Genomic DNA, 26,043 nt, shown 5'->3' with positions numbered 1-26,043 from the left:
TATAGAAACGGAACTTTATTTCAAATCAGAATATTCAATAGAAGTCTCGCAGCGGATGGTACACAAAGATTTCCATTGGCTAGTAAAATTGTTGATACAGCTCCGCAGCAGCATTCAATAGAGATTTAAATCTATTCGGTTCCCTTTAAGGGAAGGGGAAAGCTAAATGGAGCTTTCCCCTTTTGAAGTTTCATATTAAGTAAAAGGACGTTGTTGTTAAAATTAATATATTTTGCTTCTCTCGGATTTAGCTGCTATAAATGTGTTTTAATCATATGGAAAATAACGTGACCGAGCTTAGCAAGGAGACATAGTATATGTTAGCTTCATTCTCGAAAAGGGAATTGAAGCTAATCTAATGAAAGGGAGGTAAAATCCTAGATGTCGATCCAAAATTTGGTTGTAAACGGCAGTTTTGAAAACGGGGCACTTCCACCCTGGGTAGGCCAAAATGCAACCGTCACAACTCAATTTTCGCATTCAGGTTTTTGGTCGGCAAGATTACTGGGCGGGGCTGTTACTTCTTTTATTGCACAATTTGTTCCAGTAGATGCAGGAGAAGGTTTGGAATTTTTAGTTTCTCTAGCTAAAGAAGGTTTTCCTGCTCCATCGCCTCAGGTGCAAATTCAAGTGTCTTATTTTGATAGTTCATTTAATTTTCTAGGCCAAGGTCTCTTTTTAAATATCCCGTTCAACAGACTACCAATTGTTGAAAATAATACATGGCTTGAAGTCTATCAAACGACGACCCCAGCTCCAGCTGGATCTACTATGGCTTTCATTTTGATTAATACTTTGCCGCAGGCAGGTACAGCGAATGTCATTGTAGATGATGTAGCACTATTAGATGTAGAAGGCGGAGGAACAGGTCCAACCGGCCCAACAGGTCCAACAGGTCCAACAGGTCCAACCGGCCCAACAGGTCCAACCGGCCCAACAGGTCCAACCGGCCCGACAGGTCCAACAGGCGCAACCGGCCCAACTGGAGCAACCGGCCCAACTGGAGCGACAGGCCCGACGGGAGCGACAGGAGCAACTGGAGCGACAGGAGCAACTGGAGCGACAGGTCCGACGGGAGCAACCGGCCCGACGGGAGCAACCGGCCCAACAGGTCCAACAGGAGCAACCGGCCCGACCGGAGCAACAGGTCCGACGGGAGCAACCGGCCCAACCGGTCCAACAGGCGCAACCGGAGCAACGGGAGCGACAGGAGCAACCGGCCCGACGGGAGCAACCGGCCCAACCGGAGCAACAGGTCCGACGGGAGCAACCGGAGCGACAGGAGCAACAGGTCCGACTGGAGCAACCGGAGCGACAGGAGCAACCGGCCCGACGGGAGCAACCGGTCCAACAGGAGCGACCGGAGCAACTGGAGCGACAGGTCCGACGGGAGCGACAGGTCCAACGGGAGCAACCGGCCCAACCGGAGCGACAGGTCCGACGGGAGCAACCGGCCCGACCGGAGCAACAGGTCCGACGGGAGCGACCGGCCCGACAGGAGCGACAGGAGCAACTGGAGCGACAGGTCCGACGGGAGCAACAGGTCCAACAGGAGCGACAGGAGCAACTGGAGCAACTGGCCCGACCGGAGCAACAGGTCCGACGGGAGCGACAGGTCCAACGGGAGCAACCGGCCCAACCGGAGCGACAGGTCCGACGGGAGCAACCGGCCCGACAGGAGCAACCGGCGCAACAGGAGCAACCGGCCCGACAGGAGCAACAGGTCCGACGGGAGCGACAGGAGCAACAGGTCCGACGGGAGCGACAGGAGCAACCGGCCCGACCGGAGCAACAGGCGCAACTGGCCCAACAGGTCCAACAGGAGCGACAGGAGCAACAGGTCCGACGGGAGCGACCGGCCCGACAGGAGCGACAGGAGCAACAGGAGCGACAGGTCCGACTGGAGCAACGGGAGCAACTGGCCCAACAGGTCCAACAGGAGCGACAGGAGCAACAGGAGCGACAGGTCCGACTGGAGCGACAGGAGCAACAGGAGCAACGGGAGCGACAGGCGCAACGGGAGCAACAGGTCCGACGGGAGCGACAGGCGCAACTGGCCCAACAGGTCCAACAGGAGCGACAGGCGCAACCGGCCCAACAGGTCCGACGGGAGCGACAGGAGCAACAGGAGTAACCGGCGCAACAGGAGCGATAGGAGCAACCGGTGCAACCGGAGTGACAGGTCCAACGGGAGCAACAGGAGCAACAGGAGCGACAGGTCCAACGGGCGCAACGGGAGCAACAGGTCCGACCGGCCCAACAGGAGCAACAGGTCCGACGGGAGCAACAGGAGCAACCGGCGCAACCGGAGCAACCGGCGCAACGGGAGCGACAGGAGCAACCGGCGCAACCGGAGTGACAGGTCCAACGGGAGCAACAGGAGCAACCGGCCCGACAGGAGCGACAGGTCCGACGGGAGCGACAGGAGCAACAGGCGCAACGGGAGCAACAGGCCCAACAGGCGCAACAGGCGCAACCGGACCGACGGGAGCGACAGGCGCAACGGGAGCAACAGGTCCGACCGGCCCAACAGGAGCAACAGGTCCGACGGGAGCAACAGGAGCAACCGGCCCGACCGGCCCAACAGGCGCGACAGGTCCAACGGGAGCGACAGGTCCGACCGGCCCAACAGGCGCTTAATATTTAACGGCTATTAACAAATATTTTCCGTTTGTTTTTCCGGAACTTCGCTGCAATGCTATGCGAATGATTCAGGGGGCAGTAAACCTATGGTTTACTGCCTTTTTTCTATTTTTATTCTTGCTTATTTCTAAGAATAAAAAAACATCCCTGTCACTATTTTGTGAAAGGGATGTTTTTGATTGATTAACCTTTACGTTGGCTAAATGATTGAATGGCTGAGACTACTTGATCCACATTGACTTGGTCATGACAGGGGAGGGTGATCGTATTTTGTTCAAGAAAAATGGAATTGGGTTTAATCTGCCTGTATTTGCGGCGGTAATAGGTAGTGCCGCTTAAGCAATAGGTGCCGAAAGTCGACTCTATATGGCAGTCGCTCAAATATTGAATCAATTCGTCGCGAACGATGTTTTTTGGAACTTTGAAAACGGCGGATTGTATGTTGTGTACAACGTCAGGACCGATTTTTTGACTTTGAAATCCGAGGGGTTCAAGCCGTTCACTATATGCTTTCTGCTGAAGGTTTCTGCGATGAATGATGTCATCTAGTTTTTGGAGCTGTTTAATTCCAAGAGCGGCTTGGATATCAGATAATCTATAGTTATAGCCGAAATCCATAAAATCCATTTGGCCGTCAGCGATGGCGGCGCCATGATTTAATTTGACGGAAAGCCATTCTTTCAACTCTTCCCGGTCGGTTGTAATTGCCCCGCCTTCGCCTGTCGTAAGCAGCTTTCTGGGGTGAAAGCTGAAACAGGTGAGATCGGCAATTTTTCCGGATTTACAGCCGTATTCACTGCTGCCGATCGCACACGCGGCATCATCCACAAGCGGTAAGCCGTACGCTTCACAAATGTGTTTGATGTTGGTGATGCCTGTCGGGTTTCCCAGAGCATCTACAAAAAGAACGGCTTTTGTGCGGGACGTGATTTGACTTTCCAGCTCTTCTGGAAGCATGTTAAATGTTTCAAGATCGACATCGGCAAAAACAGGCTTGGCACCTAAATCTTCTATTACATTGACAGTGGCGGGAAACGAAAAGTCTGAGACGATTACTTCATCTCCGGGTTGCACGTTGAGGCTTTTAAGGCACATCGATAAAGCAGTTGTAGCCGATGTTGTTAAAAAAGCATGCTTTGCATTGATATACTGACTAATATGGTCTGCAAATGTTTTGACGAAAGGGCCTTTTGTCAGAATGCCGGAGGAAAATATTTCTTTTAATTCTGCTTGCACTTCTTCAAACGTAATATACGGCTCGATCAATCTGATCATGAGAGCTCCTCCTCTTTCATCCTTCGGTTTTTAATCACCTTTGCCGGCACGCCTACCGCTATGCTGTACGGAGGAATATGACGATTGACGACGGCATTTGCTCCGATTTTGGAGTGGGCGCCTATCGTAACGCCTGCTAAGATAGACGCACCGATCCCGATGTTGCAGTTTTCTTCAATATGAATAGGAGCGAATGTAAGCGGCGAAAACAAAATGGTACTATCGGGTTTATCAGGATCGGTATGGTAGGCGGCGTGTATCCGGACATTCGGACCAATTCCGGCAAATTCTCCGATTGTAACTCCTCCGGCACCGTGTATGAAACATTGCTGTCCGATCCAGCTGTTTGCGCCGATGATCAGGTCATGCTTATAATAGCCTTTTAAAATCGTGTCATGGCCGATATAAACGTTATCTCCGATATAGATGTTTTCCGGATGAAAAATGCGGACCCCGTCTTCAATAACGACATTTTCGCCGCATCCTCCGAGCTGGGAAAGGGTGAATTCACCTTTTCCTTCGCTTTTCCATTGTTTCAACAAAAGCGCCTCCTTTCTTATTGATCCAAATTTTTTTGAATGCTTTCAGCTGTTCTTCTGATCCCTTCTTCCAGATCCACTTTTGCGTTGAAACCGAGCATTTCTTTTGCTTTATTGACCTGAGGGATGCGAAGTTCAATATCGGCTTCTTTTTTCTCCCCAAAGAAGATTTGCGATTTTGATCCAAGAACTCTGATAATCGTGTTTGCCAATCCGTATACAGTGATCACAGTGCGTTCATTGCCGATGTTGAAAGACTCTCCTATGGCTTCTTTCATCGTCAAACAGCGCAATATTCCGTCGATCATGTCATCTACATAACACCAGGCCCGGATTTGCGTTCCATCGCCGTGAATATAGATCGGCTCATCTAACAGAGCTCTGTGAACCATCGTTTTGATGGCGCCTTCCCCGACTTGTTCCGGTCCATAAACATTAAAAGGGCGGACGGTGACGGTCGGGAGCCCCAGTTCTTTAAAATAGGCATATGCCATATGTTCCTCGGCGAGTTTGCTGACAGCATATGTCCAGCGAGCTTCTCCCACAGCTCCTAAAACAGTATGACTGGTCTCGCGTGCTCTGAAAGCGATTTGGCCGAAAACTTCACTCGTACTGAAACATACGACCCTTTTGCATTCGGTTAAACCGGCAGCCGCTTCAAGCAGATTGGCTGAACCGATCATGTTGACCTGCATCGTTTTAACCGGGTTTTGAATGACCGTGTCAATCCCCGCGATGCCAGCGGCATGGACAATGTGACTGGCCCCCTGGATCGCCTTTTTAAGCGCGTTCAAATCCAAAATGTCTCCCTGCACCACTTTCAAGTGAGGATGGTCCCGGTATGGTTTATACCGGAGGGAGTCTCTTGAAAAATTGTCGTATACGGTGACACTGTTGCGCTCTATCAGCTTTCCTATTAAAGAGGATCCGATAAAGCCTGCTCCGCCAGTTATGAAAATATGCTGGCCGGATAACTCTGTCATATCGCTCATCAATTGTTCACCTGCTTGTTTCGTTTTTTTTTGAATTACAAATCCCGCGACGCGAAAGGTGTTCAACATCATCCCGAAAGTAGCGCCTGATAAACAGCCAGCGCTTTTTTGCTGTTTTTCACCATATCATGATGAACTTCTGCATACTTTCTTCCTTTCTGGCCGATTTCCGGCAGCATATCCCGGTTTTTCAGTACATTTTCAATCACTTCTGTAATGTTGTCGGGATTTGCTCTTATGAGAGGCAGTTCGGAAGGGTAGTGATCCTTCATAAAATCACTGACCCAGCAGATAACGGGTTTCCCCATTGCCATCGATTCGACGGCAAATAATCCGTAGCTGCCGATATGAAGCTGATCAATGATCAAATCTGCCTTTTGATAGATTTTCTTTGCCTGTTCATGAGAGACCCCTCGTACTAGGTGAAAATGAAAATCGTATTTTTCTTTTAAAGACTCCACCGCCTTAAGGATATGGCGGGTTCCTTTTATTCCTGGAGAGGTGGGGGCATGAACGATGAGCGGCTTTTCATTTGACCTGTAGTCAGGAATATAGCGGTCAAGCTGGATCATGGTTGGAATCATGTGGATATGCTCATAATAGTCTTTTACATACTCGTAAAGTTCCATATCGGCAACGATGCAGTGCTGGACATATTGTGAAATTCGTTTGAGGTGATATCGAATTCGCGCTTCATTTTTCGTTTTTACAACGGCGTATGGATTTGTTTTAGCCAATGTTGAATAAAGCCTTACATCGCTGCCCCAATGATGCATGATCATTGGTTTACCCGCCTGTTTTAAAATGGGATAATCCGACATGTCCAGTGTAAAGCTTGTGCCAAAATGAAAATGGAACAAATCATAGGATGGCAAGAGATCACTGGCAAGCCTTCTCAGCCTCGCATTCATGACGGGCGTATTGCGTTCTTTCAGCAATGACCAGGTGTAGTCGGCAGCGTAATTTAAATAATAAGGATAGTAATTTAAAGTGTGGGCAAGCGCGCCATGCTGTGAGAGCCCTTTAGCCAAGGTATTCATTTGATTGGCGATTTCCATTGTGCCTTGCAAAACGCGGATTTGCCCAGCCGGAGGCTCGGTTTTTTCATGAACAGGAAAATCAAGCTTTGGCCCGCTTTCGGTTTCTACTCTATCTCCTTTTTGAAGATAGGCCACGCTCTCTTTTTCCCTTCCGGTGCGCAGACACACTTTTCCCATCAGCAGATTTAAAGATCTGTTATCAGGAAAAAGGTCAAGCCCCCTCCAGAGCCACAGCCAGGCGTTATGGTCATGGCCGAGATAAACAGAAAGAGAGGCTTGAAGAAAATAAAAATAAGGCTCGTTATGCGAGCCGTCGGCTTCCCACTCTTTTAGGCGCTTCATGGCTTTGTTCCAATCTTTTTGTTCCAGACAATGAATGATGTCTGATTTGAAATCTTTCATGATGACCTCCCATCGATCATGCCGCTTTCAATTTCTCCTTTATATGGCAGAATAAAAACGCTTTGTGCGCTCTATCATACGTATAAATGAATCTATATGACTGTGTATTTGTGCGAGAGTGTAAGAGAAAAACGTTAAACACATGTTCACTAGTAGTATTCCATTCAAGCGAGAAAAGAAAGTTCTATAAAAAACACTTCGGAAATGGCGCAGCCTGAAATGCTAAAACAGTGACAGCGGCACAAACGCGATCAGCTGCTGGTTCATATTTTATGGGTAGATTTTAAAAATAGAGTCTTGAAAAAACGGGGAGTGAAGGCTTTGGTTACAATCAGTCTATGTATGATTGTCAAAAATGAAGAAGAAGTATTAGCGAGATGCCTTGATACAGTGAAAGACATTGTAGATGAAATTAATATTGTGGATACGGGGTCGACAGATAAAACTGTAGAGATTGCGAAGCGATACACAGACCGCGTCTTTTTCTTTGAATGGATCGGCGATTTTGCGGCTGCCCGCAATGAATCGTTCAAGCATGCCACGAAGGATTATATTCTCTATCTGGATGCGGATGATGTATTGCTTGAGAAAGATCAGAAAAAATTAAAAGAGTTGAAGGAAACGCTTGATCCTTCCGTTGATTCCGTGTCCATGTACTATGATGCGGGAACTGACGAATTCGGAAATGTGACCTTAAGGTACCGCCGCAACCGCCTGGTGAAAAGGGAGAAAAACTTTAAATGGAAAGGCGACTGCCATCAATATTTGGAGGTATTCGGGAACATCATCAATGCCGATATCTCGGTGACGCATAAAAAAATCCGCCACTCTGTCGGACGAAACCTCAATATTTACCAAAAGAAGATCGACCGCGGCGACACGTTTACCCCGCGCGATTATTTTTACTACGGAAATGAATTAAGAGAAAACAGGCACTACGAAAAAGCGATTGAAAGCTACAATAAAAACATTGAAATGAAAGAAGGATGGATTGAAGACAAAGTATACGCCTGCATCAACAAAGCCGACTGCCACCGCTTTCTTGGCGACTTGGACAATGAGCTGAGATCGCTCTTCCAGTCATTTGAATTTTCCAAAACGCCTCGTGCCGAAACATGCTCAAGAATCGGCTATAACTTTCAGCGGCGGCGGGAATACAATGCCGCTATCTACTGGTATGAGCTGGCGACAACACTCGTGCCTGATTCAAATAAATGGAGCTTCACCTATCCGGCATACTACACTTGGTACCCTCACTTGCAAATGTGCGTGTGCTACTACAATTTAGGAGACTTTGAAAAGTCGTATCAGCACAATGAAGAGGCGAGAAAATACCGTCCCGATGACAAATCCGTCCTTCATAACAAACAGCTGCTCGAAGGGAAATTAGGCATTAACAAATAGCATGGTCAAGACTTACTGAACAAGTAGGTCTTTTTTTATGAAAAAAATCAAGCCGTGCCAAATTACCGGCAGGCATCATAACTTATTTTGGAACTTTTTGATTTTGGAGGAGGAACAGAGATGATCCCGTTAATCAATTTAAAACGCCAGTTTCAAACGGTAAAACAAGAGATTTTACAAGAGTTTGAGCATGTGTTGGACAGCGGCCAATATATATTGGGGCCCAAGGTTGAAGAGCTGGAGAAAAGAACAGCCGAAAAGCTTGGTGTAAAAGAAGCGGTCGCGGTCGCCAACGGAACGGACGCATTAGTGCTGACGCTCGAAGCTTTCGGCATCGGCAAAGGGGATGAAGTGATTACGACGCCGTTCACTTTTTTCGCCACCGCCGAAGCTGTCTCAAGAGTGGGGGCTAAGCCTGTGTTTGCTGATGTTGATCGTGAAACCTGCAACCTTGATCCGAAAAAAATAGAAGAAAAAATCACCCCTGCTACTAAAGCGATCATTCCCGTCCACATCTTCGGACAGCCGGCTGATATGGACGAGGTCATGGCGGTTGCCAAAAAACACGGACTGCTTGTGATTGAGGATGCCTGCCAAGCGTTCGGCGCCTCGTATAAAGGGCGGCCTGTCGGCAGCATCGGGGATGCCGCCTGTTTTTCATTTTTCCCGACAAAAAACTTGGGAACGTTGGGAGACGGGGGAATGGTGACGATTTCAGATCCGGATGCGGCCCGGCAATTAAGAACACTCAGAACCCATGGCACAAGCAAAAAATACTTCCATGACAAAATCGGTTTCAACAGCCGTCTTGATGAATTACATGCCGCAGCTTTGCTCATTCTTCTTGAGAAAATCGACGGCTGGAATGAACAAAGAAGAAAAGTGGCCAGCCGCTACAGGGAAGGTTTGAAAACGGCGGAGCATCTCACGCTGCCTGCTGAGAAAGAAGACCGCACACATATCTATCATCTCTATTGTATCGGCGCGAAAGACCGCGACGAATTCATTCAATCGCTGAAAGAGCAGAACATTCATTCAGGCGTGTATTATCCTTGCTGCCTTCATCTGCAAGCGGTCTATTCTTCATTGCAGTACAAAAAAGGCGATTTTCCTATAGCCGAGTCCTTGTCCGAAACCCTTTTCGCGATTCCGATGGATCCTTTTCTAGCCGCTGAGGAACAAGAGCAGATTATTTCCGCGCTGCTGAAAAAAGGGGGAGGGGAAAAGTGACGGTTCATTTCGGTTTAATCGGCTGCGGCTATATGTCAAGAAAACATCTTCAAGCACTGGCCGGGTGCGATGATGCAAAGTTGTCGGCCGTCAGTGATTTGCAGGAAGAACGGATGAAGGAAGCGGAACAATACTATGCTTCCTTCGCCGGGGATGAAAGCCGAGTGACCTGTTATCAGCAGTATCAAGCGCTGCTTTCAGATTCTAAAATAGAAGCAGTCATTATTGCGGCGGTTTCGGGGCTGCACGCCGAAATGGCCAAAGCCGCGCTGCTGGCAGGCAAGCACGTCATCGTCGAAAAACCGATCACCTTGTCATTGAAGGATGCCGATGAGCTTATTGAACTGGCGGAACAGAACGGGCTGAAGCTCATGGTCTGTCACCAGATGCGCCACCGGCCGATCATGAAAAAACTGAAGGAAACGATTGAGAGAGGAAAACTGGGAAGGATCTACTTAGGCACAGTATCGCTTCGCTTAAACAGGTCACCCGCTTATTATGAAGCGGCATCTTGGCGAGGAAGCTGGGAAAAAGATGGCGGGATGCTGGTCAATCAAGGGATACATCTGATCGATCTGCTGCAATGGTTTTTAGGTGATGTAAAAGGTGTTTACGGAGATATACTGGGCGGCTCAGGAGTTAAAGAAACGGAAGATGTTGCTGTCGGTGTTCTGACGTTTGCCAGTCAGGCGAAAGGAGTAGTAGAAGCGAATATCGTCACACAGCCAAACAATATCGGAAGCTCTCTCTCGATTTTTGGAGAACATGGAACGATTTCATTGGAAGGCCCGGCATTAAACAGGATCAGCCGCTGGTATATCCAAGGGGAGAAGGCGGCTGCTGAAGAAGCGGCGCAACTGATTGATCTCGGCGGCGAACAAACCGCCATGTATCAAAACTTTATAAGCGCCGTCAAGCGCCAAGACACACTATTGGTTGACGGCTATGAAGGGAAAAAGGCGATTGAAACGATTTTCGGAATCTACCAGTCTGTGCTGCAGAAGCAGCCGGTGCAGCTGCCTCTTTCTTCATTTCAAACATCTGATATGAAAAATAAATAGGTTTTGATTTGGTAGATCGTCCCTTTCAAAAAAAGATTTAAAACATAGTTTATTAAAGGAATGTACAGAAGGGGCGATTTGATAAATGAGCAAACAGGAAATGCATAACGAAACGATAGCGGTCATCGGCTTGGGGTTTGTCGGTCTGCCCTTGGCCATGTTGTTGATATCAAAAGGAATTCGGGTTATCGGTGTTGATTTGGATAAAAAGAAAGTCGAGGCATTACGGAAAGGGAACAGCTATATTTCAGATATCAACGATCAAGCGGTGCAGGACGGAATAGGCACCGGTTTCTTTCGTCCTGTTTCAGACTACGGTTTAATCGGCGAAGCGGATGCCGTCATCATCTGCGTACCGACGCCGCTGAATGATGATGCGGGTCCTGATTTGACTTATGTGAATAGAGCGGCGCAATCGATTGGAGGGCACTTGAAAAAAGGGCAGCTCGTCGTGTTGGAAAGCTCGACATATCCGGGTACGACAAGGGACATCGTCAAACCGATCCTCGAAAAAAGCGGCCTTGTATGCGGAAAGGATTTTTATTTGGCTTATTCTCCAGAACGCGTTGACCCGGGCAATCAATTCCCGATTGAAGTCGTGCCGAAGGTAGTGGGAGGAGCGACGGAGGCATGCCTTGAAAAGGTGCATCAATTATACAGCGGCATTTATGAAGAGGTTGTGCCTGTCACATCGCCTGAAACAGCGGAGCTGACAAAGCTGCTCGAAAATACGTACCGGTTTATTAATATTTCATTCATTAATGAATTCGCGATGATCTGCGACAAGCTCGGGGTGAATGTATGGGAAGTCATCGAGGCGGCAAGCACGAAGCCGTACGGCTTTGCGGCGTTTTATCCAGGTCCCGGCATCGGCGGCCACTGCATCCCCGTCGATCCGCTGTATTTGCAGTTTGTCATGAAACAAAGCGGTTTATCGAGCGACTTTATCGAGCTGTCGGAAGCGACAAATGAAAGAATCGTCCGCTATATCGCAGAGCGTTCCTTGCAACTGGCAGGGAAAGATCAGGCGACAGACGCCCGCATTTTAATCTACGGCGTCACCTATAAACGAAATATAGCGGATGTCCGCGAATCAAAATCGCTTGATATTATAGAGAAGCTGATCGGCATGGGGGCGGATGTTTCCTACCATGATCCGCACGTTCCGGAACTCGATCTCAGCGGCAAAAAACTGGCAAGCATGCCGATAGATTCAGAGATGCTGAAAGAGTACGACTGTGTTGTCGTTTTGACCGATCATGACGCACTTCCGAAAGAGCTGTTACTAAACCATGCAACCGTGATATTTGATACAAGAGGCGTATTGAGGGAAGCAGCCGGAAAAGCGAAAGTCATCCAGCTCGGAAACGGGTGCTCTTGACGCCAATTTTTTGCCGCGACTCACGCCCAGACCCGTTCGGAATACAATAAGTTAAAACAAGAACGTAAAGGGTGAGGGCAGTGTGGATCGGAATTTTGTTGATGGTCTTTGGAATTGGGATCAGTATTTTTGCCGTCAGTCTGATTGTCAGCTATTTGTTTGTTATGCCGAACAGGAGCACATATGAAGAAACCTTTTTCAGCGGACTCAAACACGGCGAGATCATCGATGATGTGTTTGAGTCACACGACAAAGAAGAGCTGTTTTTGACGGCGGGGGATGGATGCCGGCTGCATGCGCTGCTTTTTCCCGTTCAAAAGAGCAGGAAAGCCGTTATCGTCTCCCACGGCATCAAGTGGTCGCTGTTTGGAGGGTATAAATACGTCGAGCTGTTCCAGTCCATCGGCTACAATGTCCTGCTTTGCGACAGCAGGTGCCACGGGTTGAGCGGCGGTTCACACGTTTCTTACGGATTTTACGAAAAGGACGATTTGGCGAGGTGGGCTGACGAGCTTGAGAACAGGTTCGGCAAAGACCTTTGGATCGGGGTGCTTGGCGAATCGCTCGGTGCCGCGGCTGCCATCGAGCTGATGAAACAGGACCGGAGAATCAAGTTTTGTATTGCCGATTCCTGCTTCAGCGATTTAACAGAGCTATGCCGCTTTCAGCTGAAAGCCGCCGTCAAATTGTCTGTGCCGTTTCTCATCCCGTTGGCAAGCGGGCTGATCAAACGGCGCCACGGCTGGAGCCTTGCCGACATATCGCCGGTTAGCAATCTTGAACAGTCAGACACGCCGCTGTTTATCATCCACGGCACAAATGATCAGCTTGTTCCGCCGGAAATGGCCAAAAGCCTGTATGACCGGAAAAAAGGGATAAAGAAACTGTATTTGATTGAAGGCGCGGGACATGTCGGCGGATTTCGCCACGATCCTGAAGAATACTTAAGCAGAATCAAAGACTTTCTCTTAAAAATCGAACCGGCCAATTAGCCTTGCGATTCCAGCATTTCAGCGGCAGCCGATCTTTGGCGCGCTTCCTTGATTTTGCCGGCATAGGAAGCTCCCCAATTCATCATTTGACTGATGATCGGGATCAGCGTCTTGCCGAACTCAGTTAAACTGTACTCGACTTTCGGGGGAACCTGCTTATAAATCGTGCGGCAGACGATGCCGTCGCGCTCAAGTTCGCGAAGCTGGAGGGTCAGCATCCGCTGTGTCACGGCGGGAATTAAACGCCGCAGCTCATTAAAGCGTTTTTTATCATCGATCAAATGATACAGAATGACGCTTTTCCATTTGCCGCCGATGATATCGATCGTTGCTTCCACCGGGCATGAATAACCGTCCGGTGCTTCACATGCCTTCGGATTCTGTTTCACTTTCCTCTCTCCTTAGTATAAAAAATGATACTATGCCACAAAAATGTGCGTACTTTCTTATTGCTATTATAATGATTAGAATGAAATTAAGAAAGGAATATAAACTATAGACAAAAGGAGAGAGCCAGAACATGACACAGCAATCCAAGAAGCAGGAGATTCTTGACGCATTCCAATTTAGACACGCGACTAAAGAGTTTGATCCGGACAGAAAGATATCAGACGAGGATTTTCAGTTCATTTTAGAAGCGGGCAGACTGTCGCCAAGCTCGGTCGGCCTCGAGCCGTGGAAGTTCGTCGTCGTCCAAAATAAAGAGCTGCGGGAAAAACTGCGCCAGGTCTCATGGGGCGCGCAGGGACAGCTTCCGACGGCCAGCCATTTCGTTTTGCTGCTCGGACGCACGGCTAAGGAAATGCGACATGATTCCGGATATGTTGCAGATCAGTTAAAGCATGTGAAAAAAATGCCGGAGGACATCATTGAAAATATGCTGAAAGAAGACGGCGTTCTGAAAAGTTTCCAAGACGGCGATTTTCATTTGTACGAAAGCGACAGAGCGATGTTTGACTGGGTATCAAAGCAAACGTACATCGCGCTTGCCAACATGATGACGGCGGCCGCCTTGATCGGTATTGACTCCTGCCCGATTGAAGGCTTTAACTACGACAAAGTCCACGACATCCTTGAAAAAGAAGGATTGTTGGAGGACGGCCGCTTTGACATCTCGGTCATGGCCGCCTTCGGTTACCGCGTGAAAGAGCCGCGTCCGAAGACGAGACGGGCGCTTGATCAAATCGTGAAATGGGTTGAATAAGAAAAGTGCGGTTCTGCCTTTAGCAGACCGCCTCAGCGTGTCGACAAACCCTCGCATTCGTTGTCAGGCCTGCGCGTCGGTGCTCACGAATTCCAACATTCGCTCCGCTCCGATGCTCAGCCTTCCTAGACTGCAAAGGTTTTCAATCACGCTGAAAGGATGACAAAATCCCAAAACTAAAAGTCGTTTTGGGATTTTGTCAACAATCTGAGTGCGGTTCTGCCTTTAGCAGACCACACTTTTTTTTATTTAGATTTGGAGCTTGCGCCGCTTCCTTTGGTAAAGGTACAGGCCGCTTCCGGATATAAGCAGCAACAGGCCGAGCATCAGCCAATGATAGGCGTTTGAAGCGGTGTCGGGCAAAAACCCGCCGTTTGAACCATCTGAAGGTTCATTTCCGTCATCTGACCCGCCGCTGTCATGACCGCCTGATCCGTCTCCGCCGTTTCCGGCGCCGGGCGAAGCAGGGGGTTCACCGCCGCTGCCGCCATCCGAACCGTCATCATCGCCTGAACCCGGCGGAAGTGAAGGAGACCCGGCATCATTGTCATTCATCACGGTATACTCGCTGAAATGGTCGACATAGCCTGCAACGGTACGGTCTTTCGTATAGCCGTTTGTCACTTTTGTGAAGCTGTTGTTTTTGCGGTCGACATAATAGACGCTCAAATGTTTGTCAGGAGCATCGACTTGGAAAAACAGTCCGACAGGCTCTTTAAATGTGCTGACCGTTTTTCCATTCTGCTGAATGTTGAAATCATATACCTTTGTGACCGCCTGTTTGATATTCTTGGCAATTTTGATGCTGATTTTTGTTTTTTCGCTTGCCAGATTAACGGCTGGAAGCTGCATCGCAATGCGATCGTTTTTCAGGGTGATACTTGGATCATCAGTTCTTTCTTTGACAAGGTCAGTCTGTGCTTTTGTCATATTCAGCTTGATGTGGTCTTTTTCTGTGTCAGGGAAATAAGCAATCACCTGATTTGCGTTTTTCGCGTATGTTTCGAACGGCTTTTCCGCAAGCGTCCAAGTGCCGTCTGTCTGACGGTCAGGAAGGAACACTTCTGTGATTCTGTTTTCGATGTTCGGTGAAACAGAATCGTACAAGGCAAGCTGTTCTGTAAAAATGTCGTAATCGGTAAAGCCGAGATCGACACCGTTTTTCGCTTCTTTAAAAACGGAATAGCCGTCTCCGCCGCCGCCCATGAAGTTATTTGTAGCCACCCGGTAGGTTTTGTCCAAATCGAGCGGAACAGCGTCCCCTTTGTCATTGACAAGGTTCACATCAAGGATGCGCTCACCTTTTGGCTTGCTCAGTGTAAAGGTGAAGGATAAACCCGCGACATGCGGAAACGCGCCTCCGCCTTCTTCGACTTGGCTCACCCCGTGCTCAAGCGCTTCTTTAATTTGCGCCCCCGTCAGATCAGCGGCATAAAGGGTGTTGCCGAACGGCATGACCGTCAGCACATCGCCGAGTGTGATGTCGCCTTTGGCAATACCGCTTCTGATTCCGCCGCCGTTTGTGATTGCGATGTCAGCGCCGCCGGCTTGTTTGGCTTTCTTCAGCATGCCGTCCGCGATAAAATTGCCGAGGTTGGTTTCTTTTGAGCGGACATGCTCGCGTTTTCCGTCAAGCGGGACATCGGCATAGCCTACTTTTTTCTTTTTCAGTTCGTCAATATCTTCTTTAAAGCCGTCAAGCACTTCTTTCGCAGGAGGGTCTTCGTCCACTTTGCCGTCGATCGCGATCAAATTGAACCTTGATTGATCCGTTTGAACGACGCCGTTCTCATCAAACACAACATCGACCCTTCCTAAAAACTGCCCGTAGTCTTTCACTTGGGCGACGATTGTCGGTTCTTCGCTCTCCACCACTTTTAAATGATCGACGAGTGTATGCGTATGCCCGCCGATAATCAAATCGATGCCCTTCACTTTTTTGGCCAGCTCCAGATCCCGGTTGTAGCCGAGGTGGGTGAGGGCGATGATTTTGTTGACCTTTTCTTTTTCTTTCAGTTCCTTGACCGTTTTCTCCGCTGACAGATAAGCGTCATGAAACGCAATGTTCGGACCGGGGCTTGACGTATATGACGTATCTTCCGTCGTCAGGCCGAATACGCCGACTTGTTCGCCGTTTACATCAAGCAGAATATAAGGATAGATGCCGCTTTCTTTCTTTTCTCCCGCTGTTAAGAGTGCAGGCTCTTTTTGAAAGCTTCGCAGCTGAGGCTCCTTTGATACATCGACATTGGAGCTGACGATTGGAAAATCGGGCTTTTCCAGCTGGTGTCTGTTTAACGGATCGACGGCCGCATTGTTTCCGCTGAGAAAGTCTGCGAGCACTTTTGGCCCTTTATCAAATTCATGGTTGCCGAAGGTCATGGCGTCATAGCCCATCATGTTCATCAGCTTCAAATCGGCGAGTCCGTTCCATTTTGTAAAATACAAGTCACCGGAAAAGACGTCGCCGGCATCGAGCAGCACATTGTTTTCTGCTTCACTGCGGATTTCTTTCACTTTGGCAGCGCGCCTTGCCGCTTCATCTAGGTGGGCGTGCGTGTCGTTCGTGTGCATGACTGTTAACGTCCAGTTTCCATCATCAACCGGAGGCTCTGAACCTTCAAAGTTCAGCTTATAGACGCCATATCCGCTGTTTTCGGATTCTCTGACAAAATCGATGTCCTTCGCTTTTTCAGCAAACGGTTTGGCGAGGAGAGAAGATTCGAATGTCACATCGGCTCCTTTAATCGGAGCGATCGACCAGTTGTTGTCGGCGGCAGGATTGACCGTTTTCTTTTCCATGATGTAGTTCATGAGCACCTGCCTGTTTTCATCAGCCGCCGCATAAACGACTTTGTCCTGAGTCAGATGCGGGAATCCGCCGCCCCCGGATGCGCGGTAATTATTTGTGACCACAAGGAATTCCTGATCATTGCGGACGGGTTTTCCGTTGTAAGACAACTGTTTGACGCGGTTTGCCTGCGGATTTTTCACCCCGCCTGACGCATTGTATTTTGCCGGTTGTGTGACATCGATCTGGTAGGTCACACCGTCAATGACATCGAAATTATACGACCTGAAATCGGGGTTGAGGAGCGCCTGTTCACCCGATTTTGAAGGGTCGATCTGGTTGAACTGCCCGGCCGACATTTCGATCCAGTCCTTCACTTCGCTTCCCGTCAGCTTGACGATATAGAGTGTATTGTCGTACAAATACAAATCGCCGATGTTTTTGATCGCAAGGTTTCCTGCTTTAATGTTTGTATAATAATCAGCACCGTTGCGCCCTCCTGCTTTAAACGGCGCGCCCGCTGATAAAATCGGCAGGTTTTCGTATTCCGTTCCCTTCATGACATCTTCCGCATACCATTTTTGTGCGTCTGTGACAATCTGAATCGAAGGGTCATCTTTTACCTGTGCGAAAAAGCTGTTAATATCGGCTTCCGTTTGGCCTACCGGCGCGCGGACGTATTCAAGCGTTTTTTCGTGCGTGTCTTTAATCGCGGAAACGACGGTTTCGTGTCGTGACGTCACATTTCCGGCAATCGCTTCCGTTTTTGCGCTGGCATCTTTCACTGTCCATTTGCCGCCGTCCTGTTCAAGCTGCATATCGATGATTCCTAAATGGCTGCCCCAGTTTTTCGGCATGACGACAGGGATGCCGTTGATCGTTCCTTTTTGATTGTCGATCACGCCGTTTCCGGGATAGTCGGTGCCGGGGAACAGACCGTGCTGGTGTCCGGAGATGATCGCATCTATTCCTTCCGTCTTGAGAGCCAGATCATATACGGCGTTTTCTGCTCCCGCCGCCTGTTCGCCATTTTCAATTCCGGAGTGGGCGATTGCAATGATCACGTCGGCGCCTTCCTGCTTCATTTTCGGAATCGTTTCTTTCGCTGATTCGGTGATGTCCTGCACCGTGATTTTGCCGTCCAGATGCTTTTTATCCCATGTTAAAATCTGCGGCGGAACGAAGCCGATGTAACCGACTTTAAGCTGGTGCTTTTGGCCGCTTTCATCCGTCAGCGTCCGCTCTTCAATATGATATGGCGTATATTTGTTCTTTCCGTCCGGTGTTTTAATATTGGCATTGACGATGGGAAATTCGGCGCCTTTTATCGTGCCGTCAAGGAATTCAAGGCCGTAGTTGAATTCGTGGTTTCCGAGCGTGCCGGCGTCATAGTGCAGTTTGTTCATGACATCAATGATCGGGTGTGTTTTCGTTCCGGAGATAATCGCTTCACGTTCGTGTTTGAAGATGTATTCCCCTAGAGGGTTCCCTTGAATTAAGTCGCCATTGTCGACAAGAATCGTGTTCGGGTTCCGGCTCCGGTGCTTTTCAATCAGCTTTGCCGTGCGGGCCAGTCCGAATTCTGCCGTTTCTTTGTCGGCATAGTAGTCATAGTCCATGATATGGGCGTGGATATCTGTCGTACCCAGGATGCTGAGGTTGATCAGCGGGTGTTCATTTGGTTCTTCTGCATATGTCTGGGTGTTTGGAATGAGTAAACTGAGTATCATCACTGAGGTTAGCAGAATACGGAGAATGTTTTTCCTTGAAAACCGTCTTTTCTGTATTCCCACCATTTCTCCACCTTTCAGATTAGAGTAACAATTTCTATTGTAAGAACTTTTTGTAAAGTTTTGTAGAACTTTCGTTACGAATATTGTAAACACTCAGAAAATGATTCCAAAGTCTGTCCCTGTCTGCCGGATGATTTAGGTACTTTGTCGCGAGGAACGTGCGGATGTTTTATTTAGTGTGGCAGGGGGAAATGGATTTATGTAGACAGAAGCTTTTGGGAGGGTGATCAATATGAGCAAAAAAATTGCAGTTGTTCTGACAGATTACTTTGAGGATTCGGAGTATACCGAGCCTGCGAAAGCGTTCAAAGACGCCGGGCACCAGCTTACGGTTATTGAAAAAGAGAAAGGCAAAACGCTGAAAGGCAAGCAAGGCGAGGCGCAAGTGGAAACAGATGCGTCCATTGATGAAGTCAGCCCGGCCGATTTTGACGCGCTGTTGATTCCGGGCGGATTTTCACCGGATATTCTCAGAGCCGACCAGCGTTTTGTATCGTTTGCGAAATCCTTTATGGATGACAAAAAACCGGTGTTTGCGATCTGCCACGGCCCGCAGCTTTTAATCACCGCCAAGGCTCTGGACGGACGCAGTGCAACAGGCTACACATCGATTCAAGTCGATTTGGAAAACGCCGGGGTTCAATTTAAAGACGAGGAAGTTGTCGTCTGTCAGAATCAGCTTGTCACAAGCCGGACGCCTGACGACATCCCCGCGTTTACACGCGAATCTTTGAAGCTGCTCGGCTGATGAAAAAAGACCGGAATAGATTCCGGTCTTTCAGACCGTTGACAAAACAGGTCGGATTTTAAAAATCCGACCTGTTTTTGTCCATTTTATTCTATTATTTCGATCAGAAGGCTGGCGGTTAGGACCTTTCCAGGTCCAATTCGCCAGCTTTTTCAGATTCATGGCAGCGAAAACAAGCATCGCCTGCATGGACAATTTTTTCTTTCCCCGTAAGGTTGTCCAGCGCAAGCCATGCTTATGTTTTAAATCGGCAAAAACTCGTTCGATCGTCTCTTTACGTTTGGCATAGATTTGTTTATTCTCTTCCGTATGCCGAAGATGATCAGCTTCGTCTAAATGATCCTGCCAGATATGTCTGTGAATCATCTTTCGATGATCTCTACTTTCTGTACACGTATGTAGTAATGGACATTGTTTACATCGATTTGGATCTGAAGCATACTCTCGATAACCTTGCCGATTGGTTGTGCGATAGGAGAGAATATGGTCTTGCGGGCAGATATAGACATCATAAAATTCATCGTAAACATACTCGTGTTTTCTCATGAATCCTTTTTTGGTTTGCGGACGCGTGTAAGGCATAACAGGGCGAACGTTTTCTTCATGAAGAAATTTTGCGATAACCGGTGTTTTGTATCCGGCATCAACTGCGACCGTATGAGGCTTGGCGACGCGCTCTTTCACTTGTTGAAACAGGGTCGTGAACACTTGGCTGTCATGAATATTGGCAGGCTCAACAACCGTCCCCAGCACAAATCCGTTCCGGTCACAAGCTGTATGAAAACCATAAGCAAAAAGGCGTTCCCGTTCACCCTTTACAAAATAGCCGCTCTCAGGATCTGTTGTACTTTCTTTTATTTCTCGTTCTTCTGAGCATTGCCTGGGCTTTAAGGGCTTTTTGCCGTTGGCTTCGCGATCGGCATTAATTTCTTGATCTAACTGTTCCTGATAAGCTCTTGTTTCTTTTCTTACGATCTTTTTCACAAACTTTTTCTTATTGGCATTCGCTTTGACATGTGTGCTGTCGATGAAGGCAACCGAAGGATCGACGAGGCCGAGATCCATGGCCTGACGTAAAATCCTATAGAAGATTGTTTCAAATAGGTCTGTGTCATGAAAGCGACGTTCATAGTTTTTACTGAAGGTTGAAAAGTGAGGGATTTTTTCAGAGAATCCATATCCAATAAACCAGCGATAGGCTACATCAGTTTCGATTCGCTTAATGGTTTCGCGCATGGAGCGATGACCAAACACGTATTGAATGAGCACCATTTTAATCAGTACAACAGGATCAATACTTGGACGCCCTTTTGAAGAATAAAGAGGGGCAACTTTTTGATAAATAAATGAAAAATCAATGGCTTCTTCCATCTTCCTGACCAAATGGTCTTCAGGTACAAGCTCACTTAAGGCAACGACTTCAAGCTGTTCACGCTGATCTTTAGAGTGTTTGGTCAACATGGTAAAACCTCCAAAAATTAGATTCCACACACATTTTAACAAAAAAAGCTTGTCGATCAAGCCACTTTTTTGTGACTTTGTCGACAAGCTGAAAGACCGGAATAGATTCCGGTCTTTTTTATATTTATTTTCGGAGTGCAGCCAGTTCCTCTGCGATTGCCTGCATTTCGCTCGGACTGAAAGATTTCTTTTTCATCACCATTTGGTGCAGGTATTCAAGATCTTCAAGCTTTTCATTGCTGAAGGCTTCAGCTTTGATGACGCCGATGTTCAGCATGTTTAGTTTTTGCGAGATCTCTTCGATCATTTTGTTCAGCTCGGCTGTTTTCTGCTCTGACAAGAAGGCACATCCTTTCTCACTGATTTCGTAGTCTTTATTGTAACAGAATTAAGCGAGAAGAAAAGACGGCTGTCAAAAAGCATCTCCGGCTTAAACGGATACGCTGTTTTGCTTTTCCGCTTTTTCGGCTTTGATTTTGGCGAGGATCTGTTTGGACTCATAGATGACAATCCCTGTCAAACCGAGCAGGCCGATCAGGTTCGGTATCGCCATCAGACCGTTCAGCATATCGGCGAGCGCCCAGACGAAGTCATTTTTAAAGACCGCTCCGAAAAAGACGGCGATCACAAAGATGACACGATAGACGATCGCATATTTTTCATTCAGCAGGTAGGTGAAGCATTTTTCTCCGTAGTACGACCAGCCTAAAATCGTCGAATAGGCGAACAGCAGCAGTCCGATCGCGACGATTGTCGATCCCGCAGGGCCGAGAAAATGTGCGAATGTCATCGATGTCAGCGCATCGTTTTTTTCTGTCAGATACGTGTTTCCCATGACAATCGATATCCCCGTAATCGAGCAGACAATCAATGTATCGATGAAAACCTGGGTCATAGAGACAAGCGCTTGGCGAGCCGGCATATCGGTTTTTGCCGCGGCTGCCGCGATCGGCGCCGAGCCGAGACCTGCTTCATTTGAAAATACGCCCCGCGCCACGCCCCAGCGGATCACGGTTCCGATCGCGCCTCCTGCCACAGCCTGGCCGGTAAACGCGTCAGAGAAAATTAAACCGACCGCGCCGGGGACGAGTTCAAAGTTTGTGACAAGAATGATCAATCCGGCGATGACATAAAATAAAGCCATGATCGGCACGAACAGCGAGGTGACTTTGCCGATGCTTTTAATTCCCCCGAGAATGACAAGGGCTGTAAAAATCGTGACAATGATGCCGGTTACCCAGGCAGGCACGGAAAATGTGGAGCTCATGACTCCGGATACAGAATTTGACTGAACCATATTGCCTATTCCGAAAGCGGCAAGCGCCCCGAATATGGCAAATAACACGCCAAGCCACTTTTGCTTGAGGCCGTGTTCCAAATAATACATCGGACCGCCTGACATTTCGCCGTTTTTGTCTTTCACGCGGAATCTGACGGCAAGCACCGCTTCGGCATATTTCGTCGCCATTCCGAAAAAGGCGGCGAGCCACATCCAAAACACGGCGCCAGGCCCTCCGGCAATAACAGCTGAGGCGACACCGACGATATTTCCAGTACCGACCGTAGCGGCAAGGGCAGTCATCAGCGCCTGAAAGTGGGAAATATCGCCTTCGGAGGATTTATCCTGATGTCTTGAAAAGGCAAGCTTTAATGAGTAAGGCAAAAGTCTGATCTGCAAAAAAGCCAGCCTGAAAGTCAAATAAATACCTGTTCCAACAATGAGGATCAAAAGCGGAGGTCCCCATAAAAAACCGTTCATTGTATCTACAATATGTGAAATAAAATCCATAGGCGAAATATCCCCCTTTAATTTTGTGTCTAACTAGAATATTCTGAAAGTTTGTTAGATTTGTCAATAGCATTGTCATTTTTTCTTCCCAAAGTTGAAAAAAACAAAAAAATCTTTAGTATAAAAGCAAAAGTGTTTTTTCTTTCTGAAATGTGGGGAAAGAATAGAGGAGGCTCTTGGTTGATGATCAAAGTGCTATTTGTCTGCCTCGGCAATATTTGCCGCTCTCCGATGGCAGAAGCTGTATTTAACGACATGCTCAAAAAAAGCGGACTGGAGGACCGGATCGAAGCCGATTCGGCGGGGACAGGGAGCTGGCATGTCGGCAAACCGCCTCATGAAGGCACACGGTCGCTGCTGTCTGCAAAAAAGATCAACTGCGAAGGCCTTTACGCGAGGCAGATTACCGACAAAGACCCGGAAGCGTTCGATTATATCATCGCGATGGATGCCGAAAACGCGGGCCATGTGAGAAGCCTTGCCGGCTACGGGAGCAAAGCCGTCATCCGGAGGCTGCTCGACTATGTCAAGGACTGTGAGACGGCAGATGTTCCTGATCCATACTACACCGGGAACTTTGAAGAGGTGTACGAACTCGTCGCGAAAGGGTGCAGCGAATTGCTGAAGGACATTCGAAAAGAGCACAATTTATAAAAAACGAAGGGAGAGATTTTTTATGAAAAACGACCGTGTTTTCATCAGAAATATCCTCCTCGGCGCTTCGGTCGGGGCGGTTATGTCACTGCTGCACAAACCGACTAGAGAAGCGTGCGGCGCAAAGCTTGATGCGTGCAAAAACAAAGTCCGCCTTTACCGCGCAAATCCCGGAATGTTCACCGAATGCGTGAAAGAAAAAATGGACGAAGCCAAAAAACTGACCGCTTCCATATCGGACGATTTAAGCTTCTTAAATCAACAGATGAAAGAACTGAAAGAGACGACGCCAAAAGTGATCGGTCTGATCGAGGAAACGAGGGATCACTTCACAGCCAAATCCAAAGGGCGTACGGAGCCGGAAAAAGAATGAGCTTTTTGAAAGAGCTGGCTTGGCGTTTTTTCCTTCATGAAGGGCCGAGCAAATCGGCGGAACTTGCCTACTTTTTCCTCCTGTCCCTGTTTCCGTTTATGATTTTCCTATTGACTTTGATCGGCTACCTGCCTGTCAAAACGGGCGATGTCATCGGGCTGATTGAACAGTATGCCCCAGAAGACACGATGTCCGTTATTGAAGAGACGCTCAATACAGGAAACAGGGGCCTGCTTTCTTTCGGGATCATCGCGGCGCTCTGGTCTGCGTCAAACGGATTGAACGCGATTGTCAGGGCCTTTAACCATGCTTATGAAGTGGAGGAAAACCGCTCATTCATCATGGTACGGCTGACATCGCTCCTCCTGACCGCCGCGATGGTTTTCACCATATTGGTCGCGCTTCTTCTTCCGGTATTCGGGAGGGCCATCGGCCATTTCATCGCCAATCTGGACGGTACGCCGGAAATGTTTCTAGCGGTATGGTCAGCGCTCCGTTGGGGAATCAGCCCGCTTGTGCTGCTGATCGTCTTTACGGCTTTATACTTTTTTGCCCCGAATAAGCGGCTGTCATTTAAATTCGTGCTTCCGGGAGCCGTTGCAGCGACAGCCGGCTGGATCCTCGTCAGCATGCTGTTTTCATACTACGTCAGCGAATTTGCAAACTACAGCGCGACATACGGAAGCCTCGGCGGCATCATCGTCCTGATGATCTGGTTTTATTTAAGCGGAATGATGATTATTCTTGGAGGGGAGATCAATGCCCTTTTACATAAACGTAAAATCATTCCTGAAGAAAATCCGCAGAAATGAGCAATCTATAAAAGAACGTTTCATGAGTTCAAAAGCGGAGGGATCATCATGACAAAACACACGAAAAAAGGCGGCAGCCATAATAAACAAAATTCAAAGCAAAGTTCGAAAAACAAAACGAGCGGAAGCGCCAACGGACAAAACGGATATCATTAAAACTGCCTGACGTTTTCGAAAAGGCCGGCTGCCTATTGTAAGCAGCCGGCCTTTTTTACATTGGCGCTGCCTCAGATTGTTCGAGAGCACTTTTCTTCTTCGTTTTGCCAAAGAGCACCCCGGTCCAGATCAACACCATCACGCATGTAATCAAATAAAACAGGTTGCTGTTATGAAATGTCTGCATATACCAGCCGCCGGCAACCGGGCCGAAAATGCTTCCGAAGCTGAAGGTTATTCCGCACATCAAGTTTCCGGCCGGAAGAAGACGTTTTGGAAGAAGGTCGGCCATAAAGCTGATGCCAAGTGAAAATGTTGAGCCCACAGCCATGCCGGCTATGAAAAAACATGCCGCAAGCAGGGGGACGGAATCGAAAAAGCCCGCCGCAAAGAAGCAGCCTGCCCCGACAGCCAATATGACAAGGAGCACATTTCGTCTTCCATACTTGTCGCTCAACACGCCGAGCGGATATTGAAAGACGATGCTTCCGATCGCAAAAGCCGGAAGAATAAATGATACGCCTTCGACGGAAATGCCCGAGCGGAGCGCATAGACGGGAAAATTGCCGTTCAGGGCGGTTTCCAAAAAGCCGTAGCCGAATGTCGGCAAAAACGCGACCCATCCTAGCAGAAAGGCTTGGACGAAGCGCTTCAAGCTGTTATCGCTGCGGCTTTCAGAGCCGCTTTTCTCAGGAAAATCGTTTTGAAGGCAAAAAATAAACAGCCACGCCAGCAGGCTGAATGCACCTGAGACGATAAACGGCAATGACGGGGCGATGTTGACAAGCGGCGTTAAAAAAGGACCGGCAGCAAACCCCAAACCAAACGAAAGGCCGTACAAAGAAATATTGCGGCCGCGGTTTTTTTCAGACGATAATGTGGTCACCCAAGTTTGCGTTGAAAAGTGAAGCATATGATCCCCGATTCCAATCAGGAGCCGCAAAAAGAACCAGACGATAAACGACTGAATAAAAACAAAGGCGAACAAACTCGCGCACACCATGATCCCGCCGATGACAATCAGCGGTTTAAAACCGAGCCTGCGAAGCGGCGCTTCCATAAACGGCGAAGCGATCAGGACGCCGATGTAGAGGCCTGTCGCATGAAGCCCGTTCAGCGCAGCCGAATGGCCTTCCTGTTCGAAAATAACAGAGATGACCGGAAGGAGCATCCCTTGCGAAAAACCTGATATACTGACAATCAAAACGAGAATGAAAAAGTGAAATCTAGTCATCGGCCGATTCTCCTTATCCGTAATCCTTCTTTGATCGTACAACTTTCAGAAGTTTTTAGGCAAGGCGAT

The 26,043-nt window shown here is 48.3% G+C and carries 21 protein-coding genes; 11 read left to right on the top strand and 10 right to left on the bottom strand.

Going from position 1 to position 26,043, the window contains the following annotated elements:
- Positions 1 to 381: 381 nt before the first annotated feature.
- The gene (locus ACVC9U_RS15425) at positions 382 to 2,640 is read left to right on the top strand and encodes an NTTRR-F1 domain (protein ID WP_441391254.1); all 2,259 of its coding nucleotides are present in this window, start codon (positions 382 to 384) and stop codon (positions 2,638 to 2,640) included.
- 186 nt (positions 2,641 to 2,826) lie between these two features.
- Here ACVC9U_RS15425 and ACVC9U_RS15420 read toward each other — a convergent pair whose 3' ends face one another.
- From ACVC9U_RS15420 to ACVC9U_RS15405, 4 genes are all read right to left on the bottom strand, one after another.
- On the bottom strand, positions 2,827 to 3,918 hold the full coding sequence (locus tag ACVC9U_RS15420; protein WP_075755075.1) for a DegT/DnrJ/EryC1/StrS family aminotransferase: 1,092 nt from the start codon (positions 3,916 to 3,918) through the stop codon (positions 2,827 to 2,829).
- Positions 3,915 to 4,457 (bottom strand): acyltransferase, encoded by a 543-nt coding sequence (locus tag ACVC9U_RS15415; RefSeq protein WP_441391253.1) that lies wholly within the window; start codon positions 4,455 to 4,457, stop codon positions 3,915 to 3,917. The genes ACVC9U_RS15420 and ACVC9U_RS15415 overlap by 4 nt, the downstream gene beginning before the upstream one ends.
- Before the next feature lie 17 nt (positions 4,458 to 4,474).
- Positions 4,475 to 5,449 (bottom strand): NAD-dependent epimerase/dehydratase family protein, encoded by a 975-nt coding sequence (locus ACVC9U_RS15410; RefSeq protein WP_075755188.1) that lies wholly within the window; start codon positions 5,447 to 5,449, stop codon positions 4,475 to 4,477.
- Positions 5,450 to 5,517: 68 nt separating this feature from the next.
- Positions 5,518 to 6,891, bottom strand: a complete 1,374-nt coding sequence (locus ACVC9U_RS15405; RefSeq protein WP_441391252.1) for a glycosyltransferase — start codon at positions 6,889 to 6,891, stop codon at positions 5,518 to 5,520.
- A gap of 321 nt (positions 6,892 to 7,212) precedes the next feature.
- Between ACVC9U_RS15405 and ACVC9U_RS15400 the strand changes: the two genes are divergently transcribed.
- From ACVC9U_RS15400 to ACVC9U_RS15380, 5 genes are all read left to right on the top strand, one after another.
- A complete protein-coding gene (locus ACVC9U_RS15400) occupies positions 7,213 to 8,295 on the top strand; it encodes a glycosyltransferase (protein ID WP_075755081.1) in 1,083 nt (360 codons plus the stop codon).
- A 120-nt stretch (positions 8,296 to 8,415) separates the two neighbouring features.
- Complete coding sequence (locus ACVC9U_RS15395) at positions 8,416 to 9,525, top strand: DegT/DnrJ/EryC1/StrS family aminotransferase (protein WP_075755083.1); 1,110 nt, start codon at positions 8,416 to 8,418, stop codon at positions 9,523 to 9,525.
- The gene (locus ACVC9U_RS15390) at positions 9,522 to 10,586 is read left to right on the top strand and encodes a Gfo/Idh/MocA family protein (RefSeq protein WP_075755085.1); all 1,065 of its coding nucleotides are present in this window, start codon (positions 9,522 to 9,524) and stop codon (positions 10,584 to 10,586) included. Before ACVC9U_RS15395 ends, ACVC9U_RS15390 begins: the two co-directional genes overlap by 4 nt.
- Before the next feature lie 85 nt (positions 10,587 to 10,671).
- Positions 10,672 to 11,967 (top strand): nucleotide sugar dehydrogenase, encoded by a 1,296-nt coding sequence (locus ACVC9U_RS15385; protein WP_075755087.1) that lies wholly within the window; start codon positions 10,672 to 10,674, stop codon positions 11,965 to 11,967.
- A gap of 80 nt (positions 11,968 to 12,047) precedes the next feature.
- Positions 12,048 to 12,959: an alpha/beta hydrolase gene (locus ACVC9U_RS15380; protein WP_075755089.1), complete on the top strand. Its 912-nt coding sequence runs from the start codon at positions 12,048 to 12,050 to the stop codon at positions 12,957 to 12,959.
- Here the strand turns inward: ACVC9U_RS15380 and ACVC9U_RS15375 are convergent.
- The gene (locus ACVC9U_RS15375; RefSeq protein ID WP_075755091.1) at positions 12,956 to 13,348 is read right to left on the bottom strand and encodes a winged helix-turn-helix transcriptional regulator; all 393 of its coding nucleotides are present in this window, start codon (positions 13,346 to 13,348) and stop codon (positions 12,956 to 12,958) included. The genes ACVC9U_RS15380 and ACVC9U_RS15375 overlap by 4 nt on opposite strands.
- A gap of 131 nt (positions 13,349 to 13,479) precedes the next feature.
- Between ACVC9U_RS15375 and ACVC9U_RS15370 the strand changes: the two genes are divergently transcribed.
- Positions 13,480 to 14,163 carry an NAD(P)H-dependent oxidoreductase gene (locus ACVC9U_RS15370; protein ID WP_020450562.1) on the top strand — a complete coding sequence of 228 codons (684 nt, stop codon included), beginning with the start codon at positions 13,480 to 13,482 and terminating at the stop codon, positions 14,161 to 14,163.
- Positions 14,164 to 14,412: 249 nt separating this feature from the next.
- On the opposite strand, the gene ACVC9U_RS15365 is transcribed toward ACVC9U_RS15370, so the two are convergent.
- Positions 14,413 to 18,750, bottom strand: a complete 4,338-nt coding sequence (locus ACVC9U_RS15365) for a multifunctional 2',3'-cyclic-nucleotide 2'-phosphodiesterase/3'-nucleotidase/5'-nucleotidase (RefSeq protein ID WP_441391251.1) — start codon at positions 18,748 to 18,750, stop codon at positions 14,413 to 14,415.
- 229 nt (positions 18,751 to 18,979) lie between these two features.
- Here ACVC9U_RS15365 and ACVC9U_RS15360 point away from each other — a divergent pair, with 229 nt between their 5' ends.
- The gene (locus ACVC9U_RS15360; RefSeq protein ID WP_043925908.1) at positions 18,980 to 19,495 is read left to right on the top strand and encodes a type 1 glutamine amidotransferase domain-containing protein; all 516 of its coding nucleotides are present in this window, start codon (positions 18,980 to 18,982) and stop codon (positions 19,493 to 19,495) included.
- Between the two features lie 30 nt (positions 19,496 to 19,525).
- Here ACVC9U_RS15360 and ACVC9U_RS15355 read toward each other — a convergent pair whose 3' ends face one another.
- From ACVC9U_RS15355 to ACVC9U_RS15345, 3 genes are all read right to left on the bottom strand, one after another.
- A complete protein-coding gene (locus tag ACVC9U_RS15355) occupies positions 19,526 to 20,956 on the bottom strand; it encodes an IS1182 family transposase (RefSeq protein ID WP_016886315.1) in 1,431 nt (476 codons plus the stop codon).
- A gap of 124 nt (positions 20,957 to 21,080) precedes the next feature.
- Complete coding sequence (locus ACVC9U_RS15350; RefSeq protein WP_065644584.1) at positions 21,081 to 21,296, bottom strand: DUF1128 domain-containing protein; 216 nt, start codon at positions 21,294 to 21,296, stop codon at positions 21,081 to 21,083.
- A gap of 90 nt (positions 21,297 to 21,386) precedes the next feature.
- Positions 21,387 to 22,745: an alanine/glycine:cation symporter family protein gene (locus tag ACVC9U_RS15345; RefSeq protein ID WP_441391250.1), complete on the bottom strand. Its 1,359-nt coding sequence runs from the start codon at positions 22,743 to 22,745 to the stop codon at positions 21,387 to 21,389.
- 183 nt (positions 22,746 to 22,928) lie between these two features.
- Between ACVC9U_RS15345 and ACVC9U_RS15340 the strand changes: the two genes are divergently transcribed.
- Genes ACVC9U_RS15340 through ACVC9U_RS15330 form a run of 3 tightly spaced genes read left to right on the top strand, consistent with a single transcriptional unit; the run spans position 22,929 to position 24,584 of the window.
- Positions 22,929 to 23,399 carry a low molecular weight protein-tyrosine-phosphatase gene (locus ACVC9U_RS15340; protein ID WP_075755095.1) on the top strand — a complete coding sequence of 157 codons (471 nt, stop codon included), beginning with the start codon at positions 22,929 to 22,931 and terminating at the stop codon, positions 23,397 to 23,399.
- 22 nt (positions 23,400 to 23,421) lie between these two features.
- The gene (locus ACVC9U_RS15335) at positions 23,422 to 23,772 is read left to right on the top strand and encodes a hypothetical protein (protein ID WP_020450568.1); all 351 of its coding nucleotides are present in this window, start codon (positions 23,422 to 23,424) and stop codon (positions 23,770 to 23,772) included.
- Positions 23,769 to 24,584 (top strand): YihY/virulence factor BrkB family protein, encoded by an 816-nt coding sequence (locus ACVC9U_RS15330; RefSeq protein ID WP_075755097.1) that lies wholly within the window; start codon positions 23,769 to 23,771, stop codon positions 24,582 to 24,584. Before ACVC9U_RS15335 ends, ACVC9U_RS15330 begins: the two co-directional genes overlap by 4 nt.
- Before the next feature lie 211 nt (positions 24,585 to 24,795).
- On the opposite strand, the gene ACVC9U_RS15325 is transcribed toward ACVC9U_RS15330, so the two are convergent.
- Positions 24,796 to 25,974, bottom strand: a complete 1,179-nt coding sequence (locus ACVC9U_RS15325; protein WP_075755099.1) for an MFS transporter — start codon at positions 25,972 to 25,974, stop codon at positions 24,796 to 24,798.
- Positions 25,975 to 26,043: the final 69 nt, after the last annotated feature.

The sequence above is a fragment of the Bacillus sp. GM2 genome (assembly GCF_056155945.1).
The sequence above is the reverse complement of the archived record's forward strand: the minus strand, read 5'-3'. Positions and strand labels throughout refer to the sequence as shown.

What these genes read in the sequence shown, in the direction of transcription:
- ACVC9U_RS15425 (WP_441391254.1), top strand. Translation starts at nt 382, where the DNA reads ATGTCGATCCAAAATTTGGTTGTAAACGGCAGTTTTGAAAACGGGGCA.
- ACVC9U_RS15330 (WP_075755097.1), top strand. Translation starts at nt 23,769, where the DNA reads ATGAGCTTTTTGAAAGAGCTGGCTTGGCGTTTTTTCCTTCATGAAGGG.
- ACVC9U_RS15420 (WP_075755075.1), bottom strand. Translation starts at nt 3,918, where the DNA reads ATGATCAGATTGATCGAGCCGTATATTACGTTTGAAGAAGTGCAAGCA.
- ACVC9U_RS15370 (WP_020450562.1), top strand. Translation starts at nt 13,480, where the DNA reads ATGACACAGCAATCCAAGAAGCAGGAGATTCTTGACGCATTCCAATTT.
- ACVC9U_RS15360 (WP_043925908.1), top strand. Translation starts at nt 18,980, where the DNA reads ATGAGCAAAAAAATTGCAGTTGTTCTGACAGATTACTTTGAGGATTCG.
- ACVC9U_RS15335 (WP_020450568.1), top strand. Translation starts at nt 23,422, where the DNA reads ATGAAAAACGACCGTGTTTTCATCAGAAATATCCTCCTCGGCGCTTCG.
- ACVC9U_RS15340 (WP_075755095.1), top strand. Translation starts at nt 22,929, where the DNA reads ATGATCAAAGTGCTATTTGTCTGCCTCGGCAATATTTGCCGCTCTCCG.
- ACVC9U_RS15345 (WP_441391250.1), bottom strand. Translation starts at nt 22,745, where the DNA reads ATGGATTTTATTTCACATATTGTAGATACAATGAACGGTTTTTTATGG.
- ACVC9U_RS15410 (WP_075755188.1), bottom strand. Translation starts at nt 5,449, where the DNA reads ATGAGCGATATGACAGAGTTATCCGGCCAGCATATTTTCATAACTGGC.
- ACVC9U_RS15355 (WP_016886315.1), bottom strand. Translation starts at nt 20,956, where the DNA reads ATGTTGACCAAACACTCTAAAGATCAGCGTGAACAGCTTGAAGTCGTT.
- ACVC9U_RS15325 (WP_075755099.1), bottom strand. Translation starts at nt 25,974, where the DNA reads ATGACTAGATTTCACTTTTTCATTCTCGTTTTGATTGTCAGTATATCA.
- ACVC9U_RS15385 (WP_075755087.1), top strand. Translation starts at nt 10,672, where the DNA reads ATGAGCAAACAGGAAATGCATAACGAAACGATAGCGGTCATCGGCTTG.
- ACVC9U_RS15405 (WP_441391252.1), bottom strand. Translation starts at nt 6,891, where the DNA reads ATGAAAGATTTCAAATCAGACATCATTCATTGTCTGGAACAAAAAGAT.
- ACVC9U_RS15395 (WP_075755083.1), top strand. Translation starts at nt 8,416, where the DNA reads ATGATCCCGTTAATCAATTTAAAACGCCAGTTTCAAACGGTAAAACAA.
- ACVC9U_RS15365 (WP_441391251.1), bottom strand. Translation starts at nt 18,750, where the DNA reads ATGGTGGGAATACAGAAAAGACGGTTTTCAAGGAAAAACATTCTCCGT.